The organism is Streptomyces sp. SAJ15, assembly GCF_007595705.1.
Taxonomy (GTDB): domain Bacteria; phylum Actinomycetota; class Actinomycetes; order Streptomycetales; family Streptomycetaceae; genus Streptomyces.
Window position 1 is genome coordinate 137,227 of record NZ_NISY01000015.1, and the last position, 16,288, is coordinate 153,514.

The window sequence follows — 16,288 nt, forward strand, 5'->3', positions numbered from 1 at the left end:
TTCCCGTTCTGTGGCGCGGGTGTTCCCGGGCCCCGTTTGTGCGACGACCACCCCCTGGTGGCAGCATGGAACCGTGAGTGTCGCACCGGTGGAGATCGAACGTCCCGAGTCGAGCGAGGCGGCTGCGGCCGTACCCGAACCCGACGTTCCCTGGGTCACGGTGGTCCACAACGACCCGGTGAACCTCATGAGCTATGTGACCTACGTCTTCCAGGCGTACTTCGGCTATCCCAAGGACAAGGCGCACCGACTGATGCTCGACGTCCACCACAAGGGCCGGGCGATCGTCTCCAGCGGGAGCCGCGAGGAGATGGAGCGCGACGTGCAGGCGATGCACGGGTACGGCCTGTGGGCCACCCTCCAGCAGGACCGCTGATGACGGGGTACTTCGAGCCGCTGCCCGGCGGCGGGGCGGTCATCGCCCTGGACGACGTCCAGATCTCCATTCTGCGCAGTCTCGCCGTGCAGTTGCTGGAGCTGATCGGCCCCGGCGAGCAGCCGGTGGCGGGCGACGACCCGCTGGCCGCCCTCTTCGCCGAGGGGCCCAGTGAGCCGCCCACGGACCCCGCCCTGGCCCGGCTGTTCCCGGACGCCTATGGCGGCCCGGAGCTGGCCGGCGCGGTGGAGGGGGACGATCCGGAGGCCCGCAGGGCGCTGGAGGAGGCGCGGATCGCCTCGGCCGAGTTCCGCCGCTACACCGAGAACGACCTGCGGGCCCGCAAGCGCGATGACGCCCTCGCCGTCGTCCGGGCGCTGGACGGGCTGACCCACGGCGGGCGGGGCTCCGCGGACGGCGTCGCGCTCGCCGGGGGCGAGGCGGTGCTGGAGCTGGACCCGGACGAGAGCAGGCGGTGGCTGGGCGCGCTCAACGACCTGCGGCTGGCCATCGGCACCCGGCTGGAGGTCACGGACGAGGACGACGGGTCGGAACTGCTGCTACCGGAGGCCGACCCACGCAAGCCGATCGCCTTGGCGTACCGTTGGCTCGGCGGCTTGCAGGAGTCACTCGTAGAAACACTCATGACATGAGTTGGGCATGAGTTATATCGCTCGATAACAGGCGAATTTTGGACATGTGAGACAGGTGTCCTCTCAGGGGAGTCTCAAGTCCGAATAACGATCCTGTCACCTGGCCTACCCTTTTCGCTGACGCGTGGAACGTTTGTCCGCTTTTTCTTGTGGTGTGCACCACAACCGCCCATCCGGATCACTGTTGCAGGCGTGATAAATCTTCACGACCGCCTGCGAGACGCCACCCCTGTCCCGCGGGGGCGCTAGGACCGGCGGATCGCCGGAAGCACTCCATCCATCCGGGGGGATCGGGACCCGATCCGAGCCTTAGGGCCGGGTCGGCATGGAGAAAGGCGCACACACATGACCTCAGTGCAGGTCGCGCGACACGAAGACGACGCCACCGGCAATGGGGCCGCGGGCAGTACGCCTGAGGAGGGCTACGAGCGGGGGCTTGGCAGCCGCCAGGTCCAGATGATCGCCATCGGCGGCGCCATCGGCGTCGGCCTCTTCATGGGGGCCGGGGCGAACATCGCCAAGGCGGGCCCCAGCATCATCCTGATGTACGCCCTCGCGGGCGTCATCATCTTCTTCATCATGCGAGCGCTCGGCGAGCTGCTCCTCTACCGGCCGGTCTCGGGCTCCTTCTCGGAGTACGCCCGTGAGTTCCTCGGCCCGTTCTTCGGCTATGTCACCGGCTGGACCTACTGGCTGATGTGGATCGTGACCGGCATGGCGGAGCTCACCGCCGCCGCGATCTACATCCACTTCTGGTTCCCGGACATCCCGCAATGGGTGAGCGCACTGGTCTTCCTGGTGGTGCTCTTCGGCGTCAACCTGATCTCGGTGAAGATCTTCGGTGAGGTCGAGTTCTGGTTCTCGATGGTCAAGGTCACCGCGATCATCGGCATGATCGTCATCGGCCTGGGCGTGCTCACGCTGGGCTTCTCGGACGCCGGTGACACCGCCACCCCGTCCAACCTCTGGTCGCACGGCGGCATGTTCCCCAACGGCATCGGCGACAGCCTGATGACCCTCCAGGGCGTCATGTTCGCCTACCTGGCGGTCGAGCTCGTCGGCGTCACCGCGGGCGAGTCGGAGAACCCCAAGGAGACCCTGCCCAAGGCGATCAACACCCTGCCCTGGCGCATCATCGTCTTCTACGTCGGCGCCCTGGCGGTCCTGCTCGCGGTCGTCAAGTGGACCGAGTTCTCCGCCGGCCAGAGCCCCTTCGTGCACGGCTTCGAGAAGATGGGCATCCCGCTCGCCGCGGGCATCATCAACTTCGTGGTCCTCACCGCGGCCCTGTCGTCCTGCAACTCCGGCATGTACTCCACCGGCCGTATGCTGCGCGACCTGGCCAACAACTTCGAGGCCCCGAAGGTCTTCGGCAAGCTCAACGCCCGCAAGACCCCGGCCGTCGGCATCACCGTCTCGGTCATCCTCATGGGCATCGGCGTGGTCCTGAACTACGTCGTCCCGGAGAAGGCGTTCACCTACGTCGTCTCGGTCGCCACCGCCTCCGGCATCTGGACCTGGATGATGATCCTGCTCAGCCACATCCGCTACCGCTCCGCGGTCAAGGCGGGCCGGCTCCCGGCCTCGTCCTTCCCCGCCCCCGGCGGCGCGGTCTTCAGCTGGGTCGCGTTCCTCTTCCTGGTCTGCGTCACCGGCATGATCGCCTACGACAAGGACAGCCGGGTCTCCCTGTACGTCGGCGCCGTCTGGGCCGTGGCCCTGGGCATCGGCTGGGTCCTGCTGCGCCGCGCCAACCCGCAGCTCGGCCAGCGGAAGCCGCAGCCGGCCGTCGCGGGCGAGCCGCAGGACGCCACGCCGGGCAGCTCCAAGTAACCCGGTCGGCATCTCGGTAGGCGGGCTCCGGATCTCAGATCCGGAGCCCGCCCACCCGTCTCCCCCCACCGCCCTCAACCGGGCGCTGCGCGCGCTGCGCGCTCTTCTATTCTTTGGCCATGCTGACCATCACCCAGGCGCTGCGCGACCAGATCGTCGCGCATGCCCGTGCCGACCACCCCGACGAGGCCTGCGGCGTGGTCGCGGGGCCGGCCGGGAGCGACCGGCCCGAGCGGTTCATCCCGATGCTCAACGCGGCCCGCTCGCCCACGTTCTACGAGTTCGACTCGACCGACCTGCTGCGCCTCTACCGCGAGATGGACGACCGGGACGAGGAGCCGGTGGTCATCTACCACTCGCACACCGCCACCGAGGCCCACCCCTCGCGCACCGACATCTCCTACGCCAACGAGCCCAGCGCCCACTATGTGCTGGTCTCCACGGCCGACTGCGGCAACGAGGAGGGGCCGGTGCAGTTCCGCTCCTTCCGGATCGTGAACGGCGAGGTCACCGAGGAGGCGGTGGAGGTCGTCAAGGAGTACTGAGGCGTACGAGCCCGTGCCGCCGTGGGCGGCCCACCCGCCATATCGTCTCGCGGAACGGTCGATGGCCGTCCGCATTCCGGGACGTCCCTCCGGTCGGGTGAACGGGAATCGATACGATGACCGCATGGTTTCGTTTGACGTGAGCGAGAAGACGCCGGGCATGCTGCTCGTGGCGCGGCTGCACGTCGACCTGTGCCGCCTCGCCAGCGCGATGTGTCGGTACCAGGGCGCCGCGGCCTGAGCGCCGCGAGCGCGTCCCCGGTACTGCGTACCGCGTGACCGCTTGTCCTTCCCGCCACCGGCCCGCGGGCCGACCGCTCCCACTCCGCACTCCGACAGGAGCCTTCCATGGCCATCGAGGTCCGCATCCCGACCATCCTCCGCACCTACACCGACGGCCAGAAGGCGGTCGTCGGCAACGGGGCGACGCTCGCCGAGCTCTTCGCCGACCTCGACACCCGGCACACCGGCATCAAGTCCCGGCTGATCGACGAGGCGGCCGGCGGCGAGCTGCGGCGCTTCGTCAACGTCTACCTCAACGACGAGGACGTCCGCTTCCTGTCCGGCGTCTCCACCGAGCTCTCGGACGGCGACAGCGTGACCATCCTCCCCGCCGTCGCCGGCGGAATGCGGTAATGCGGTACGACAGTCCGCTGGCCGCGGTCGGCAACACCCCGCTGGTGCGGCTGCCGCGACTCTCCCCCTCCCCGGAGGTCCGGATCTGGGCCAAGCTGGAGGACCGCAACCCGACCGGCTCGATCAAGGACCGCCCCGCGCTCCATATGATCGAACAGGCGGAGAAGGACGGCCGGTTGCGCCCCGGCCGCACCATCCTGGAGCCCACCAGCGGCAACACCGGCATCTCGCTCGCCATGGCGGCCAAGCTCAAGGGCTACCGCATCGTGTGCGTCATGCCGGAGAACACCAGCGAGGAGCGGCGCCAGCTGCTCGCGATGTGGGGCGCGGAGATCATCTCCTCCCCGGCCGCCGGCGGCTCCAACACGGCCGTGCGGGTCGCCAAGGAGCTGGCGGCCGAGCACCCGGACTGGATGATGCTCTACCAGTACGGCAATCCGGACAACGCGGGCGCGCACTACGCCACCACCGGTCCCGAGATCCTCGCCGACCTGCCGTCCATCACCCACTTCGTGGCGGGCCTCGGCACCACCGGCACGCTGATGGGCGTCGGGCGCTATCTGCGCGAGCACGTCCCGGGCATCCAGATCGTCGCCGCCGAGCCCCGCTACGACGACGTCGTCTACGGCCTGCGCAACCTGGACGAGGGCTTCGTCCCGGAGCTCTACGACGCCTCCGTCCTCACCTCCCGCTTCTCCGTCGGCAGTGAGGACGCGGTGGCCCGCACCCGCGAACTGCTGGCCCAGGAGGGCATCTTCGCCGGCGTCTCCACCGGCGCCGCGCTGCACGCCGCCCTCGGCGTGGCCCGCCGGGCGGTGAAGGCGGGAGAGAGCGCCGACGTGGTCTTCATCGTCGCCGACGGCGGCTGGAAGTACCTGTCCACCGGCGTCTACACCGCGGCCACCACCGACGAGGCGGTCGAGACGCTGCACGGCCAGCTCTGGGCCTGACCGCGGGCAGCCTCCGCCCGGCCCGTGCGACGGGCCGGGCGGTTCGCGCGGTGGCGCGGCGCGGCGCCGCGCTCCCCGTCGCGCACCGTCGCGCCCCCATCGCGGGGCGCCGCGCCGCGCCGCGTCGTCGCCCCGCACCGTCGCGGCGCGCGATCGCGGCGCCGGACGCGTCCTAACCGGTGACTTCCCCCACAACCCCGGCCGGCGGAGGGCCGACCAGCACATTCGCGGCTTACTCTCGGGGGCACCGCATGACCCCCCGGATCCGCCCCTGGCCATCGGCATGGGGACCCCTCAAGGAGGTTCCTGCTTCATGAAGCTCACCGTCGTCGGATGCTCGGGGTCGTTCCCGTCCGCGGAATCGGCCTGTTCGAGTTATCTCGTCGAGGCCGACGGCTTCCGGCTGCTCCTCGACATGGGCAACGGGTCCCTGGGTGAGCTCCAGCGCCACTGCGGTCTCTATGACCTCGACGCCGTGATGCTCTCCCATCTGCACCCCGACCACTTCATCGACATGTGCGGCTACTTCGTGGCCCGCTACTACCGGCACGACGGCGGGCGGGCCCCGGCGATCCCGGTCTACGGCCCCGAGGCGACCGAGGCGCGGCTGGTGGCGGCGTACCACGACGTGCCCGACGCGTCGTCGATGCGGGAGGTCTTCGACTTCCGGACGCTGCGGCCGGGCACCTTCCAGATCGGCCCGTTCACGGTGCGCGTCGCGCGGGTGGACCACCCGGTGGAGGCGTACGGCTTCCGTATCGAGCACGGCGGCCGGACGCTGGTGTACTCCGGGGACACCGGGCCCTGCGAGGCGCTGCACGAGCTGGCCGTGGGCGCGGACCTCTTCCTGTGCGAGGCGGCCTTCACGCACGGCAAGGAGGACATCCCCGAGCTGCATCTGAACGGCCGCCAGGCGGGCGAGCAGGCGGAGCGGGCCGGGGTGCGCTCGCTGGTGCTGACCCACATCCCGCCGTGGACGGACCCGCAGATCAACCAGCGGGACGCGCAGGAGGTCTTCCAGGGGCCGGTGGAGCTGGCGAAGGCGGGCGCGGTCTACGAGCTGTAGCGCACCGGCGGCGGACGGGCGGCAGCGGGCCCCGCGCCGGCGGAGGCGCGGGAACGAGCGAAGGGCCCGGACCGCCCTGTCAGGTGGTGGTCCGGGCCCTTCGCCGTCTCGGGGCGCTCCGGGGAGCTCCGCGGCCTACGCCTTGGTGATGTCCTCGATCTCCTCCTCGGGCTCACGGCCCGGGGTGGCGAGGTTGAACTTGAGGATCGCGAAGCGGAAGACCGCGTAGTAGATCGCCGCGAACACCAGGCCGATCGGGATGATCATCCATGGCTTGCTGGCGAGGTTCCAGTTCAGGAAGTAGTCGATCGCGCCGGCGGAGAAGGTGAATCCGTGGTGCACGCCGAGGGCCCAGGTCAGGGTCATGGAGACGGCGGTGAGCACCGCGTGGACCACGTAGAGCGCCGGGGCGAGGAACATGAACGCGAACTCGATGGGCTCGGTGACGCCGGTGACGAAGGAGGTCAGCGCCAGCGAGATCATCATGCCCAGCACGGCCTTGCGGCGCTCGGGGCGGGCGCAGTGCGCGATCGCCAGGGCCGCCGCCGGGAGGGCGAACATCATGATCGGGAAGAAGCCGCCCATGAACTGACCGGCGGTCGGGTCGCCGTGGAAGAAGCGGTTCAGGTCGCCGTGCCAGACCGCGCCGGTGGAGTCCTTGAAGGAGCCGATCTCCTGCCAGGCCACGGTGTTCACGAACTGGTGCATGCCGATCGGCAGCAGGGCGCGGTTGACCAGGCCGAAGACGCCGGCGCCGGCGGCGCCCAGACCGGTCATCCACTCGCCGAAGTCGGTGATGACGTCGCCGATGGGCTCCCAGACGAGACCGAAGAGCACGCCCATGGCGGTGCCCACGAAGGCCATGATGATCGGGACGAGCCGGCGGCCGTTGAAGAAGCCCAGCCAGTCCACCAGCTTGGTGCGGTGGAATCGCTGCCAGATCACGGCGGACAGCAGACCCATGATGATGCCGCCGAAGACCTTGGGGTCGTTGTAGGTCGCCGGGGTGTCCGCGCCCTTCTGGACCACCGCCTCGGTGACCGGGAAGGCGGTCAGCACGTTCTTGTAGACCAGGAAGCCCACCAGCGCGGCGAGCGCCGTGGAGCCGTCGGCCTTCTTGGCGAATCCGATCGCCACGCCGACGCAGAACAGCAGCGGCAGGTTGGCGAAGACCGCGTCACCGGCGGTGGAGAACACGGAGGCGACCTTGTCCCAGCCCAGGCCGTCGGGACCGAAGACGTCCTTCTGACCGAGGCGGAGCAGGATGCCGGCGGCGGGCAGGACGGCGATCGGCAGCTGCAGACTGCGACCCACCTTCTGCAGGCCCTGCATCAGGCCGGAGCCCCACTTCTTCTTCGCGGGCGCGGGCGCCGCCGTGGCGGTGGCCGTACTCATCGGATTCCTCCTGGCGAGGCGGGCACTCGGGGGAAGGGGGACAGCCCGCTCTATGGTCTACACCACTTGTGGTTTAGACCTGTTGTAGCACGTGAGGTTCGGATAAAGGAATCCAAAGGAATCCATCGTTCCATGTGGACTGGAGCACAGTGGTGTCCGGTCCCCGAACGAGGGTACCGAGGCCCGCCGCGAGGCGGCCCCGCCGCCGTCCGCCGGCCGGCCGCCCGGGGCCCGAACGCCCCGCTCAGCCCAGGCTGTTCCGCTCTTCCAGTGCCTCGGCGTCGGGCTCCCGGCCCGGAGTGGGGAGATCGAATTTCGTGATCGCAAAGCGGAAGACCGCGTAATGGCGGACGGCGAAACATGCGCCGATCGGAATGATCATCCAGGGTTGGGGGGGCTGCTGATTGGCGGCCGCAGACCGCGCCCCGTCTTCTGGAGCGCGCGCCGGTGTGGCCGGTCCCCAGTCGCGCCGGACGGGCCGTGCGCTCGGCGCCGGGGTCGCGCGGGAGGAACTCGTCTCGCCCTCCCGGCGGAGGTCGCCGGCCACGCGTGCCGCATAATGGTGTAGACCACTTCTGCGCTGGTATGTTCCGGATCCTCTCGGCCGCCGCGCCGGGTGATCGCCATCATTCGCCAGGCGGCGGACCTACGCCTGCGAAGTTGGGCTAAACGTGGTTAACGTATGAAAACCGCTCGTCGGTGTCGCCGAAGGGCCGGAACAATCAGGAGTGGCCATGGCCAGCAAGGCAGAGAAGATCGTCGCCGGGCTCGGCGGTATCGACAACATCGAGGAGATCGAGGGCTGCATCACCCGCCTCCGCACCGAGGTCGCCGACGCGTCGCTGGTCAACGAGGCCGCTCTGAAGGCCGCCGGCGCCCATGGCGTGGTGAAGATGGGCACCGCCATCCAGGTCGTCATCGGCACCGACGCGGACCCGATAGCCGCCGAGATCGAGGACATGATGTGAGCCGCCGAGCCACGCCGGTGAGCCGCTGAGGCCATGCCGCCCGAGGGCCCCGTTCCGCACACCGGAACGGGGCCCTCGGCGTAGCCGATAGGCTCATGCCCATGTCTCGCATCGACGGCCGCACCCCGGACCAGCTACGCGACGTGACCATCCAGCGCGGATGGAGCAAGCACGCCGAGGGCTCGGTCCTCATCTCCTTCGGCGACACCCGCGTCCTGTGCACCGCCAGCGTCACCGAGGGCGTCCCGCGGTGGCGCAAGGGCAGTGGTGAGGGCTGGGTCACCGCCGAGTACGCGATGCTCCCGCGCGCCACCAACACGCGCGGCGACCGCGAGTCCGTCCGCGGCAAGATCGGCGGCCGGACCCACGAGATCTCCCGCCTCATCGGCCGCTCGCTGCGCGCCGTCATCGACTACAAGGCGCTCGGCGAGAACACCGTCGTGCTGGACTGCGACGTCCTCCAGGCCGACGGCGGCACCCGCACCGCCGCCATCACCGGCGCCTACGTCGCCCTCGCCGACGCCGTCTCCTGGGCCCGGGAGAAGAAGCTGATCAAGGCCAGCCGGCAGCCGCTGACCGGCACCGTCGCCGCCGTCAGCGTCGGCATCGTCGACGGCGTCCCGCTCCTCGACCTCTGCTACGAGGAGGACGTCCGCGCCGAGACCGACATGAACGTCGTCTGCACCGGCGACGGCCGCTTCGTCGAGGTCCAGGGCACCGCCGAGGGTGAGCCCTTCGCCCGCGACGAGCTCAACGGCCTCCTCGACCTGGCGGTGGCCGGCTGCGGCCGGCTGACCGAGCTTCAGCGCGAAGCCCTGGCCGCGGCCACCCGAGGCTGACCGCGGCCCCGACCGGGGTGCCCCGACCGCTCGGGGTGCCCCGGCGCCCTCCGGGTGCGGAGCGAGGCACCCGCGTAGGCCCGGACCCTCGGGCGGAGGTCAGTCGTCCCGGCCGCTCTCCCTACGGCGGGCCTTGAGTTCCCTGCGTTCTGCCTTCAGGCGCTTCAGCTCGGCCTTGGGCAGCTTGCGTTGGACGCCGACGCCGCCCATGAGGGCGAGGCCGGTGACGATGACGCGGGGCCCGTCGGGGGTGCCCTGGCCGGAGCCGCTGTGGTCGAAGCCGCCCATGATGCCTACGCCGTTGACCTGGACGTCGACGTCGGGGTCGACGGTGACCTCGATGCCGCCCATGAGGGCGAAGCAGCGGATGACGACCTCGCGCTCCTCGAAGCGGGCCTCGCGCAGGTCGATCTCGCCGCCGCCCCAGAAGGCGAAGGCGGTGAAGCGCCGGGCCACGGTCCATGTGCCCCTGCGGCTGAAGCCGCCCATGACGGCGATGCCGCGCCTGGAGCTGGGCGGGCCGCCGACGCGGTCGCCCGGTGCGGACACGGCGGGCGCGGGGCGGGCGACCGGGGCGACGGTGCCCGGGGCCGGCAGATCCCGGACGAGCGGCTCCAGCTCGCCGTGGGTGCGCGCCCGGTAGGCGGCGTCCAGCCGCTCCGTGAACTCGTCCATGTCCAGCCGCCCCTCGGCGACGGCCTCACGCAGCGCCTCGGCCACCCGCTCCCGTTCCGCGTCGGACGCCCGCATCTCGGGGTGGTGCGAGGGCTCCGGAGGCGGGGTGGCGCTTGTCATGTCGTCAGCCTAGCGAGGGCCGGCGTACATCCGAGCGATCACATCCTCGATGTCGGGCTCGCGCACCGACAGGTCGACCAGCGGATAGCCGTCGGCGACCGCCGCGACGATCGGGGCGGCGCTGCCGGTCGCCGGGAAGGCCAGCCACTGGCGCGGGCCTTCGACCCGGACCGTGCGGGCGCCCGGCACCTCGATCGGGGGCAGCTCCCGCTCCAGGTCGACCACCAGCGTGCGCTCACTCTCGCCCACCGCGTGCAGCCCGTCGAGCCCGCCGTCGTACACCAGTCGGCCGTGGTCGATGACCATCACCCGCCGGCACAACTGCTCGATGTCGGTCAGATCGTGGGTGGTGAGCAGGACCGTCGTGCCGCGCTCGGCGTTCACCTCCCGCAGAAAACCCCGCACCTTCGCCTTGCTGATGACGTCGAGACCGATGGTGGGCTCGTCGAGGTAGAGCACCTCGGGGTCGTGCAGCAGGGCGGCCGCGATGTCCCCGCGCATCCGCTGCCCCAGCGAGAGCTGCCGCACCGGCACCTCCAACAGCTCCGCCAGGTCCAAGAGTTCCACGCACCGCTCCAGGTTCTCCCGGTAACGGCGGTCCGGGATCCGGTACATCCGCCGCACCAGCGCGTACGAGTCGCGCAGCGGCAGGTCCCACCACAGCGTGGTGCGCTGCCCGAAGACCACGCCGATGCGGTGCGCCAGCCGGGAGCGGTCGCGCGAGGGGTCGACCCCGGCGACCCGCAGCCGGCCGCCGCTGGGCACCAGGATGCCGGTGAGCATCTTGATGGTCGTCGACTTCCCCGCGCCGTTGGGGCCGATGTAACCCACCATCTCGCCCCGCGGCACCCGGAAGCTGATGCCGTCCACGGCCCGCACCTCGCGTCGCTCCCGCCGCAGCAGGCCCTTCCTGCGGCGCACCACGAAGACCTTCTCCACCCCGTCCAGTTCGATGAACCCGTCCCGCCCGGACATGTCCCGGCGTCTCCTTTCTCGCGCCTTCTCGACTCCCGGCCACGCTCAGCTGCCCGTGCTGCGGTACGCCCGCAGCCCCGCCCGCCAGGCCAGCCCCGCCAGCGCGCAGCAGCCGACGGCGACCGGCGGCGCCCCGAACGCGGCCCAGTCCGGCAGGCCCGTCGGGTCGTCCCGGTCCAGGATGTACAGCGCGGGCAGCCAGTTGACGAAGGCCAGCGGGATGACGAAGGTGACGCCGCGTAGCAGCTCGGTGGCGAAGACGGTGGGCGGGTACTGGAGCAGCGCGTTGCCGCCGTAGGTGAACGAGTTCTGCACCTCGGAGGCGTCGTTGGCCCAGAACTGGAAGGCCGCCCCGGCCACGAAGACCGCCCCGAAGATGGCCGTTCCGCCGACCACCATGAGCGGCAGGAGCAGCAGCCGGTCCCAGGTCCAGTCGACGTCGATGCGGGATGTCGCCCAGACCAGCACCAGCAGGCCCTGGATCAGCCGGCCCACCCGGCGCAGCGCGAAGCGGTCGGCGGCGACCTGGGCGAGGATCGGCGCGGGCCGCACCAGCAGGCTGTCCATCGTGCCGTCCCGCACCCGCCGGCCCACCCGGCCCAGGTTGCCGAACAGCAGGTCGGCCAGGCCGAAGGCGGTGCAGCTGGTCCCGTAGAAGAAGGCCACCTCCGCCAGCGAGAACCCGCCGAGGGCCTCCACGTGCGAGAACATCAGGGTGATCGCGACGAAGTCCAGGGCGTTGGCGATCAGATTACCCAGCGTCATGATCACGAACGAGGTGCGGTAGGCCATCGTGGAGCGCACCCACATCGCCACGATGAGCCCGTACGCCCGCAGCCCCTGTCGCGCCTGGTCGAGGCGCCCGCCGCGACGGTCCTCGGAGAGGCCGGCCCTGGACACGCCATCCTGGGATGCGCTGTCCCTGGTTGCGCCGTCCCCGGTTGTGCTGTCGCTGGTTGCGCTGTCCCCAGTTGCGCTGTCCCCGGTTGCGCTGTCCCTGGATGTGCCATCGCCGGATAAGCCGTCCCCGGATAAGCCGCCGGCGGCCGTCTGGGGGCCGTTCCCGTCCCCGTACGGGAGTACGCCGCCACCGGCCCGCGCGGGCCCCGTGGGCGGGCTCGGGGCGCCCTCGTGGGGAGGAATGTCGTCAGCCACCCTGGACGACCACCTTCCGGGTGGCGAGGGACTGGAGCGCGCGGCCGGCGGCCAGCAGTACCACCGCCCACCCGAGTTGGAAGGCCAGCGCCTCGGCCAGCCCGGCGCCCCGGTGCCGGCCGAGCAGCACGTCGGCGGGGACCTGGAGCATCGCCGACCAGGGCAGCGCCCGGGCGATCTCGCCGAGCGTGCCGGGGAAGAGGTTGAGCGGCAGGATCATCCCGGAGAAGAAGAGGCAGAGCAGGCCGCTGAGCATGTTGAGCCCGGAGCCGTCGAGCAGCCAGAACGCGGCGAGCGCGACGAGGTAGCGCACCGCGAAGCCGACGAGCACGCCCAGCGTCACCGAGAGCAGGAAGGCCAGCCAGGTGAGCGGGGCGGTGGGCAGGGCGAGTTCGAAGACCAGTGCCCCGCAGGCCATCGGTGCCACGCCCCGGGCCAGCAGTTGGAAGAGCGCCCGGCCCAGGTCGCCCGCGAGCCACCACAACTGGAGGTCGACCGGGCGGTAGAGGTCGACGGCGATGTCGCCGGTCCTGATCCGCTCCTGGAGCTCCTCCTGGAAGCCGCCGCCCATCAACGCGGCGGTGGCCAGCAGGGCCTGTCCGACCCAGACGAAGGTGATCGCCTGGGACACGTCGTAACCGCCGAGGTGCGGACGCTGGTCCCACAGTGCGGTATAGGTGTAGGCCCAGATGAAACCGAAGACGGTGTTGGTGAACACCCCTGCCGCGGTGGCGATCCGGTACGTCGCGTAGCGTCTGAACCCGCTCTTCGCGACGGACGCGTACAGCCGCATGTGACCGCCCCTCCCTCCGGGCTGCACCGAAGTTCAGGAGCCTAGGGCGAAGGTCGGAAGGACTTCCAGGTAATTTCACCGGTGGGAGTGATGGAGCTCACCCTTCTGGCCGGTTACAGAGCTGTCACAGGTGGGCTCCACCACCACCGTCGCAGAACGGATGATGCGACAGTGTCTTATGGGGCGTACCACGCTAATCGCCCGACACGCCACCATTCCGTCGCCGTGGAACCTCCGGCGGCGGCCGAGGAGTCTCAGGAGACATGAGCGACGAGCCCCACAAGCAGGAACCCCCACGGTCGAAGGACGGCGGCGAGCAGGCTTCCGGTTCCGCCTCCGACTCTGGTTCCCGCTCCGATACCCCCTGGGCTTCCCGGAAGGACAGCACCACCGGCGGCGGCAAGGCCGTCGGTAACACGCGTGAGCGGGGCGGCGACAGCGACGGTGGTGAGCGGTCCGGCACGGCCGGTGCGCGACGTGGCGAGATGAGCGAGCGGCCCTCCGGGGGCGCGCCGAAGCCGACCGTGCCCCCGGCCCCGACCCAGGCTCCGAAGCCCGTCCCGAACCAGGCTCCGAGGTCTTCCCAGGCCCCGGCCCCGAAGCCGGCCCAGGCCCCGACCCCGAACCGGGCCCCGGCGCCGCCGGCGAAGCCGGCCGCGGCGGCCACCCCGCCGCGGGTCCCCAAGCCCACGCCGGGCGCCGCCCCCGCCGCGTCCGCCGCGGGCGGCCCGGTGCCCCCCGCCGGCGGCCCCTCCGCCGGTAACGCCAGCGCGCTCGACGCTCTCAACGCCGCCGTCGCCAAGAACGCCGCGGCCGGCGGCGCCTCCCCGGACGCCGCCACCCGCGCCATGCCCGCCGCCAAGCCGGCCGCCAAGCCGGCCGCCACGGCCCAGGCCACGACCGAGGCGGCCTCCGCGGCCGCCGCCGCGGGCCCCGCCGCGAGCGACGGGAAGAGCGCCAAGGGCGCGAAGGACGGCAAGGGCAAGGGCAAGGCCAAGCGCACCCGCCCCAAGCGCACCGGCTGGCGCCGGCTCGTCCCGACCTGGCGGATGGTGCTCGGCGCCTTCCTGCTGATCGTGCTGCTCATCGGCGGCGCCCTGGTGACCGGTTACCTGCTCGTCGACATCCCCAAGGCCAACGCCGCGGCGACCGCGCAGAGCAACGTCTATCTCTACTCGGACGGCTCCGTGCTCGCCCGCCAGGGCAAGGTCAACCGGGAGAACATCAAGCTCAGCCAGGTCCCCAAGAACGTGCAGCGGGCCGTGCTGGCCGCCGAGGACCGGGACTTCTACTCCGAGTCCGCGGTCAACCCCGCGGCGATGCTCCGCGCCGCCTGGAACACCGCCACCGGCAAGGGCAAGCAGTCCGGCTCCACCATCACCCAGCAGTACGTCAAGAACTACTACCTGGACCAGGATCAGACGGTCACCCGTAAGGCGCGGGAGTTCTTCATCGCCATAAAGCTGGACAACGAGGTGAGCAAGGACGACATCCTCGAGGGCTACCTCAACACCAGCTACTTCGGCCGGAACGCGTACGGCATCCAGGCCGCGGCGCAGGAGTACTACGGCAAGGACGTCGAGAAGCTCACCACCGCGGAGGGCGCGTACCTGGCGACGCTGCTCAACGCGCCGAGCGCCTACGACGTGGTGGCCCACCCGCAGAGCAAGAAGGCGGCCACCGCCCGTTGGGCGTACGTGATGGACGGCATGGTCAAGGAGGGCTGGCTGGACTCCGCCGAGCGGGAGAAGGCGAAGTTCCCGACCCCCGGCAAGCTCCGCCCCCAGTCCGGCATGTCCGGCCAGCGCGGCTACCTGGTCGAGGCCGTCCAGGACTACCTGATCAGCAGCGGCGTCATCGACGAGCAGACGCTGGCGCGTGGCGGCTACCGCATCACCACCACCATCGACAAGAAGCGGCAGACCGCCTTCGTCGACGCGGTCCAGGGCCAGCTGCTGAGCAAGCTCAGCAAGGACCGCAAGGTGGACCGGTACGTGCGTGCCGGCGGCGCGTCGATCGACCCGAAGACCGGCAAGGTCGTCGCGCTCTACGGCGGCGTCGACTACACCAAGCAGTTCGTCAACAACGCCACCCGGCGTGACTACCAGGTCGGCTCCACCTTCAAGCCGTTCGTCTTCACCTCGGCCTCGCAGAACGGCTCCACCACCCAGGACGGCGTCCGGATCACCCCGAACACCGTCTACGACGGCACCAGCCAGCGCCCGGTCGTGGGCTGGTCGGGCGGTAGGTACGCCCCGGAGAACGAGGACCACGCGAACTACGGGCCGGTCACGGTCACCAAGGCCACCGACAAGTCCGTCAACTCGGTCTACGCCCAGATGGCGGTGGACGTCGGCCCGGAGAAGGTCAAGGAGACCGCGATCGAGCTGGGGCTGCCGGAGAAGACCCCGGACCTCAACCCGTACCCCTCGATCGCGCTCGGCACCGCCACCGCCAGCGTCCTGGACATGACCGAGGCGTACGCCACCCTGGCCAACCACGGCAAGAGCGGCGGACACATCCTCGTCACGAAGATCACCAAGGACGGCTCGGAGCTTCAGCTGCCGGACCGCGACCCGAGCCGCCAGGCCGTGCCGCGCTCCGCGGCCGACGCCACCACCTCGATCCTGCGCAGCGTCGTGGAGTCGCCCGGCGGCACCGGCTACAACGCCAAGGCCGCCGGCCGTCCGGCGGCGGGCAAGACCGGTACCGCGGAGGAGGACAAGGCCGCCTGGTTCGCGGGCTTCACCCCCGACCTGGCGACCGTGGTCGCGGTGATGGGCCAGGACTCCAACACCGGCGCCCAGAAGCCGCTCTACGGGGCGACGGGCCTGCCGCGCATCAACGGCGGCGGCTACCCGGCCCAGATCTGGGCCGCGTACACCGCCGACGCCCTGAAGGGGAAGCCGGCCAAGGAGTTCGACCTGGAGATGGAGGGCGGCCCGGCGGTGCCGGAGATCCCGCCGGCCACGACCACCACCGAGCCGACCGACGAGCCCAGCACCGCGCCGCCGACGACGGAGGCACCGCCGACGACGGAGGCGCCCACCACGCCGCCGACCACCGAGCCCACCCTCATCCCGCCGACGCTGCCCACCCAGCTGCCCACCTTCACCCCGCCCACCCTGCCGCCCACGGGCGGTACCGGGGGCCCGGGCGGGCCGGGCGGCACCGGGACGGAGGAGCCGGGGGATCCGGGGACCGATCCGACGCTCTTCTAGCGCCGTACGCGCGAGGGGCCGCAGCCTGGTGACAGGCGGCGGCCCCTCGGTCGTGTACGGGCTCCCGGGCCGTTGCGGTACGGGCTCT

General features: G+C 70.9%; 16 protein-coding genes and 1 pseudogene. 11 read left to right on the forward strand and 6 right to left on the reverse strand.

All coding sequences use genetic code 11. The features are described from left to right. The first annotated feature begins 73 nt into the window (after nucleotides 1-73). The 8 genes from clpS to CD790_RS29080 all read left to right on the forward strand — a co-directional run bounded on the left by clpS (nucleotide 74) and on the right by CD790_RS29080 (nucleotide 6,059). The gene (clpS, locus tag CD790_RS29045; protein ID WP_186319288.1) at nucleotides 74-376 is read left to right on the forward strand and encodes an ATP-dependent Clp protease adapter ClpS; all 303 of its coding nucleotides are present in this window, start codon (nucleotides 74-76) and stop codon (nucleotides 374-376) included. Beyond that, entirely contained in the window at nucleotides 376-1,029 is a 654-nt protein-coding gene (locus CD790_RS29050) for a DUF2017 domain-containing protein (protein ID WP_144386342.1), read from the forward strand. Before clpS ends, CD790_RS29050 begins: the two co-directional genes overlap by 1 nt. Nucleotides 1,030-1,374: 345 nt before the next feature. Further along, a complete protein-coding gene (locus CD790_RS29055) occupies nucleotides 1,375-2,862 on the forward strand; it encodes an amino acid permease (RefSeq protein ID WP_144386343.1) in 1,488 nt (495 codons plus the stop codon). A 119-nt stretch (nucleotides 2,863-2,981) separates the two neighbouring features. Then, nucleotides 2,982-3,407, forward strand: a complete 426-nt coding sequence (locus CD790_RS29060) for a Mov34/MPN/PAD-1 family protein (RefSeq protein ID WP_144386344.1) — start codon at nucleotides 2,982-2,984, stop codon at nucleotides 3,405-3,407. A 124-nt stretch (nucleotides 3,408-3,531) separates the two neighbouring features. Next, nucleotides 3,532-3,648, forward strand: coding sequence for a putative leader peptide (locus tag CD790_RS29065; protein WP_313956546.1), 117 nt, complete (start codon nucleotides 3,532-3,534; stop codon nucleotides 3,646-3,648). Nucleotides 3,649-3,755: 107 nt separating this feature from the next. Next, nucleotides 3,756-4,043, forward strand: coding sequence for a MoaD/ThiS family protein (locus CD790_RS29070; protein WP_144386346.1), 288 nt, complete (start codon nucleotides 3,756-3,758; stop codon nucleotides 4,041-4,043). Then, nucleotides 4,043-4,993: a PLP-dependent cysteine synthase family protein gene (locus CD790_RS29075; protein ID WP_144386347.1), complete on the forward strand. Its 951-nt coding sequence runs from the start codon at nucleotides 4,043-4,045 to the stop codon at nucleotides 4,991-4,993. Before CD790_RS29070 ends, CD790_RS29075 begins: the two co-directional genes overlap by 1 nt. Nucleotides 4,994-5,306: 313 nt before the next feature. Then, nucleotides 5,307-6,059: an MBL fold metallo-hydrolase gene (locus tag CD790_RS29080; RefSeq protein WP_144386348.1), complete on the forward strand. Its 753-nt coding sequence runs from the start codon at nucleotides 5,307-5,309 to the stop codon at nucleotides 6,057-6,059. 135 nt (nucleotides 6,060-6,194) lie between these two features. On the opposite strand, the gene CD790_RS29085 is transcribed toward CD790_RS29080, so the two are convergent. Further along, nucleotides 6,195-7,454: a PTS transporter subunit EIIC gene (locus tag CD790_RS29085; protein WP_144386349.1), complete on the reverse strand. Its 1,260-nt coding sequence runs from the start codon at nucleotides 7,452-7,454 to the stop codon at nucleotides 6,195-6,197. A gap of 244 nt (nucleotides 7,455-7,698) precedes the next feature. Next, nucleotides 7,699-7,845: pseudogene (locus CD790_RS29090) on the reverse strand (PTS lactose transporter subunit IIC); the annotation flags it as partial. A 343-nt stretch (nucleotides 7,846-8,188) separates the two neighbouring features. Between CD790_RS29090 and CD790_RS29095 the strand changes: the two are divergent. After that, entirely contained in the window at nucleotides 8,189-8,422 is a 234-nt protein-coding gene (locus tag CD790_RS29095) for a glucose PTS transporter subunit EIIB (RefSeq protein ID WP_137307076.1), read from the forward strand. 101 nt (nucleotides 8,423-8,523) lie between these two features. After that, entirely contained in the window at nucleotides 8,524-9,261 is a 738-nt protein-coding gene (gene rph / locus CD790_RS29100) for a ribonuclease PH (protein ID WP_144386350.1), read from the forward strand. Nucleotides 9,262-9,360: 99 nt separating this feature from the next. On the opposite strand, the gene CD790_RS29105 is transcribed toward rph, so the two are convergent. The 4 genes from CD790_RS29105 to CD790_RS29120 form a co-directional block, all read right to left on the reverse strand. Next, the gene (locus CD790_RS29105) at nucleotides 9,361-10,011 is read right to left on the reverse strand and encodes a DUF1707 domain-containing protein (protein ID WP_144386410.1); all 651 of its coding nucleotides are present in this window, start codon (nucleotides 10,009-10,011) and stop codon (nucleotides 9,361-9,363) included. Nucleotides 10,012-10,065: 54 nt separating this feature from the next. After that, on the reverse strand, nucleotides 10,066-11,031 hold the full coding sequence (locus CD790_RS29110) for an ATP-binding cassette domain-containing protein (RefSeq protein ID WP_144386351.1): 966 nt from the start codon (nucleotides 11,029-11,031) through the stop codon (nucleotides 10,066-10,068). 45 nt (nucleotides 11,032-11,076) lie between these two features. Next, a complete protein-coding gene (locus CD790_RS29115; protein ID WP_144386411.1) occupies nucleotides 11,077-11,841 on the reverse strand; it encodes an ABC transporter permease in 765 nt (254 codons plus the stop codon). Nucleotides 11,842-12,178: 337 nt separating this feature from the next. Then, nucleotides 12,179-12,979 (reverse strand): ABC-2 family transporter protein, encoded by an 801-nt coding sequence (locus tag CD790_RS29120; protein ID WP_144386352.1) that lies wholly within the window; start codon nucleotides 12,977-12,979, stop codon nucleotides 12,179-12,181. 263 nt (nucleotides 12,980-13,242) lie between these two features. Here CD790_RS29120 and CD790_RS29125 point away from each other — a divergent pair, with 263 nt between their 5' ends. Continuing rightward, nucleotides 13,243-16,200 carry a transglycosylase domain-containing protein gene (locus CD790_RS29125; RefSeq protein ID WP_313956547.1) on the forward strand — a complete coding sequence of 986 codons (2,958 nt, stop codon included), beginning with the start codon at nucleotides 13,243-13,245 and terminating at the stop codon, nucleotides 16,198-16,200. The last annotated feature ends 88 nt before the right edge of the window (nucleotides 16,201-16,288 follow it).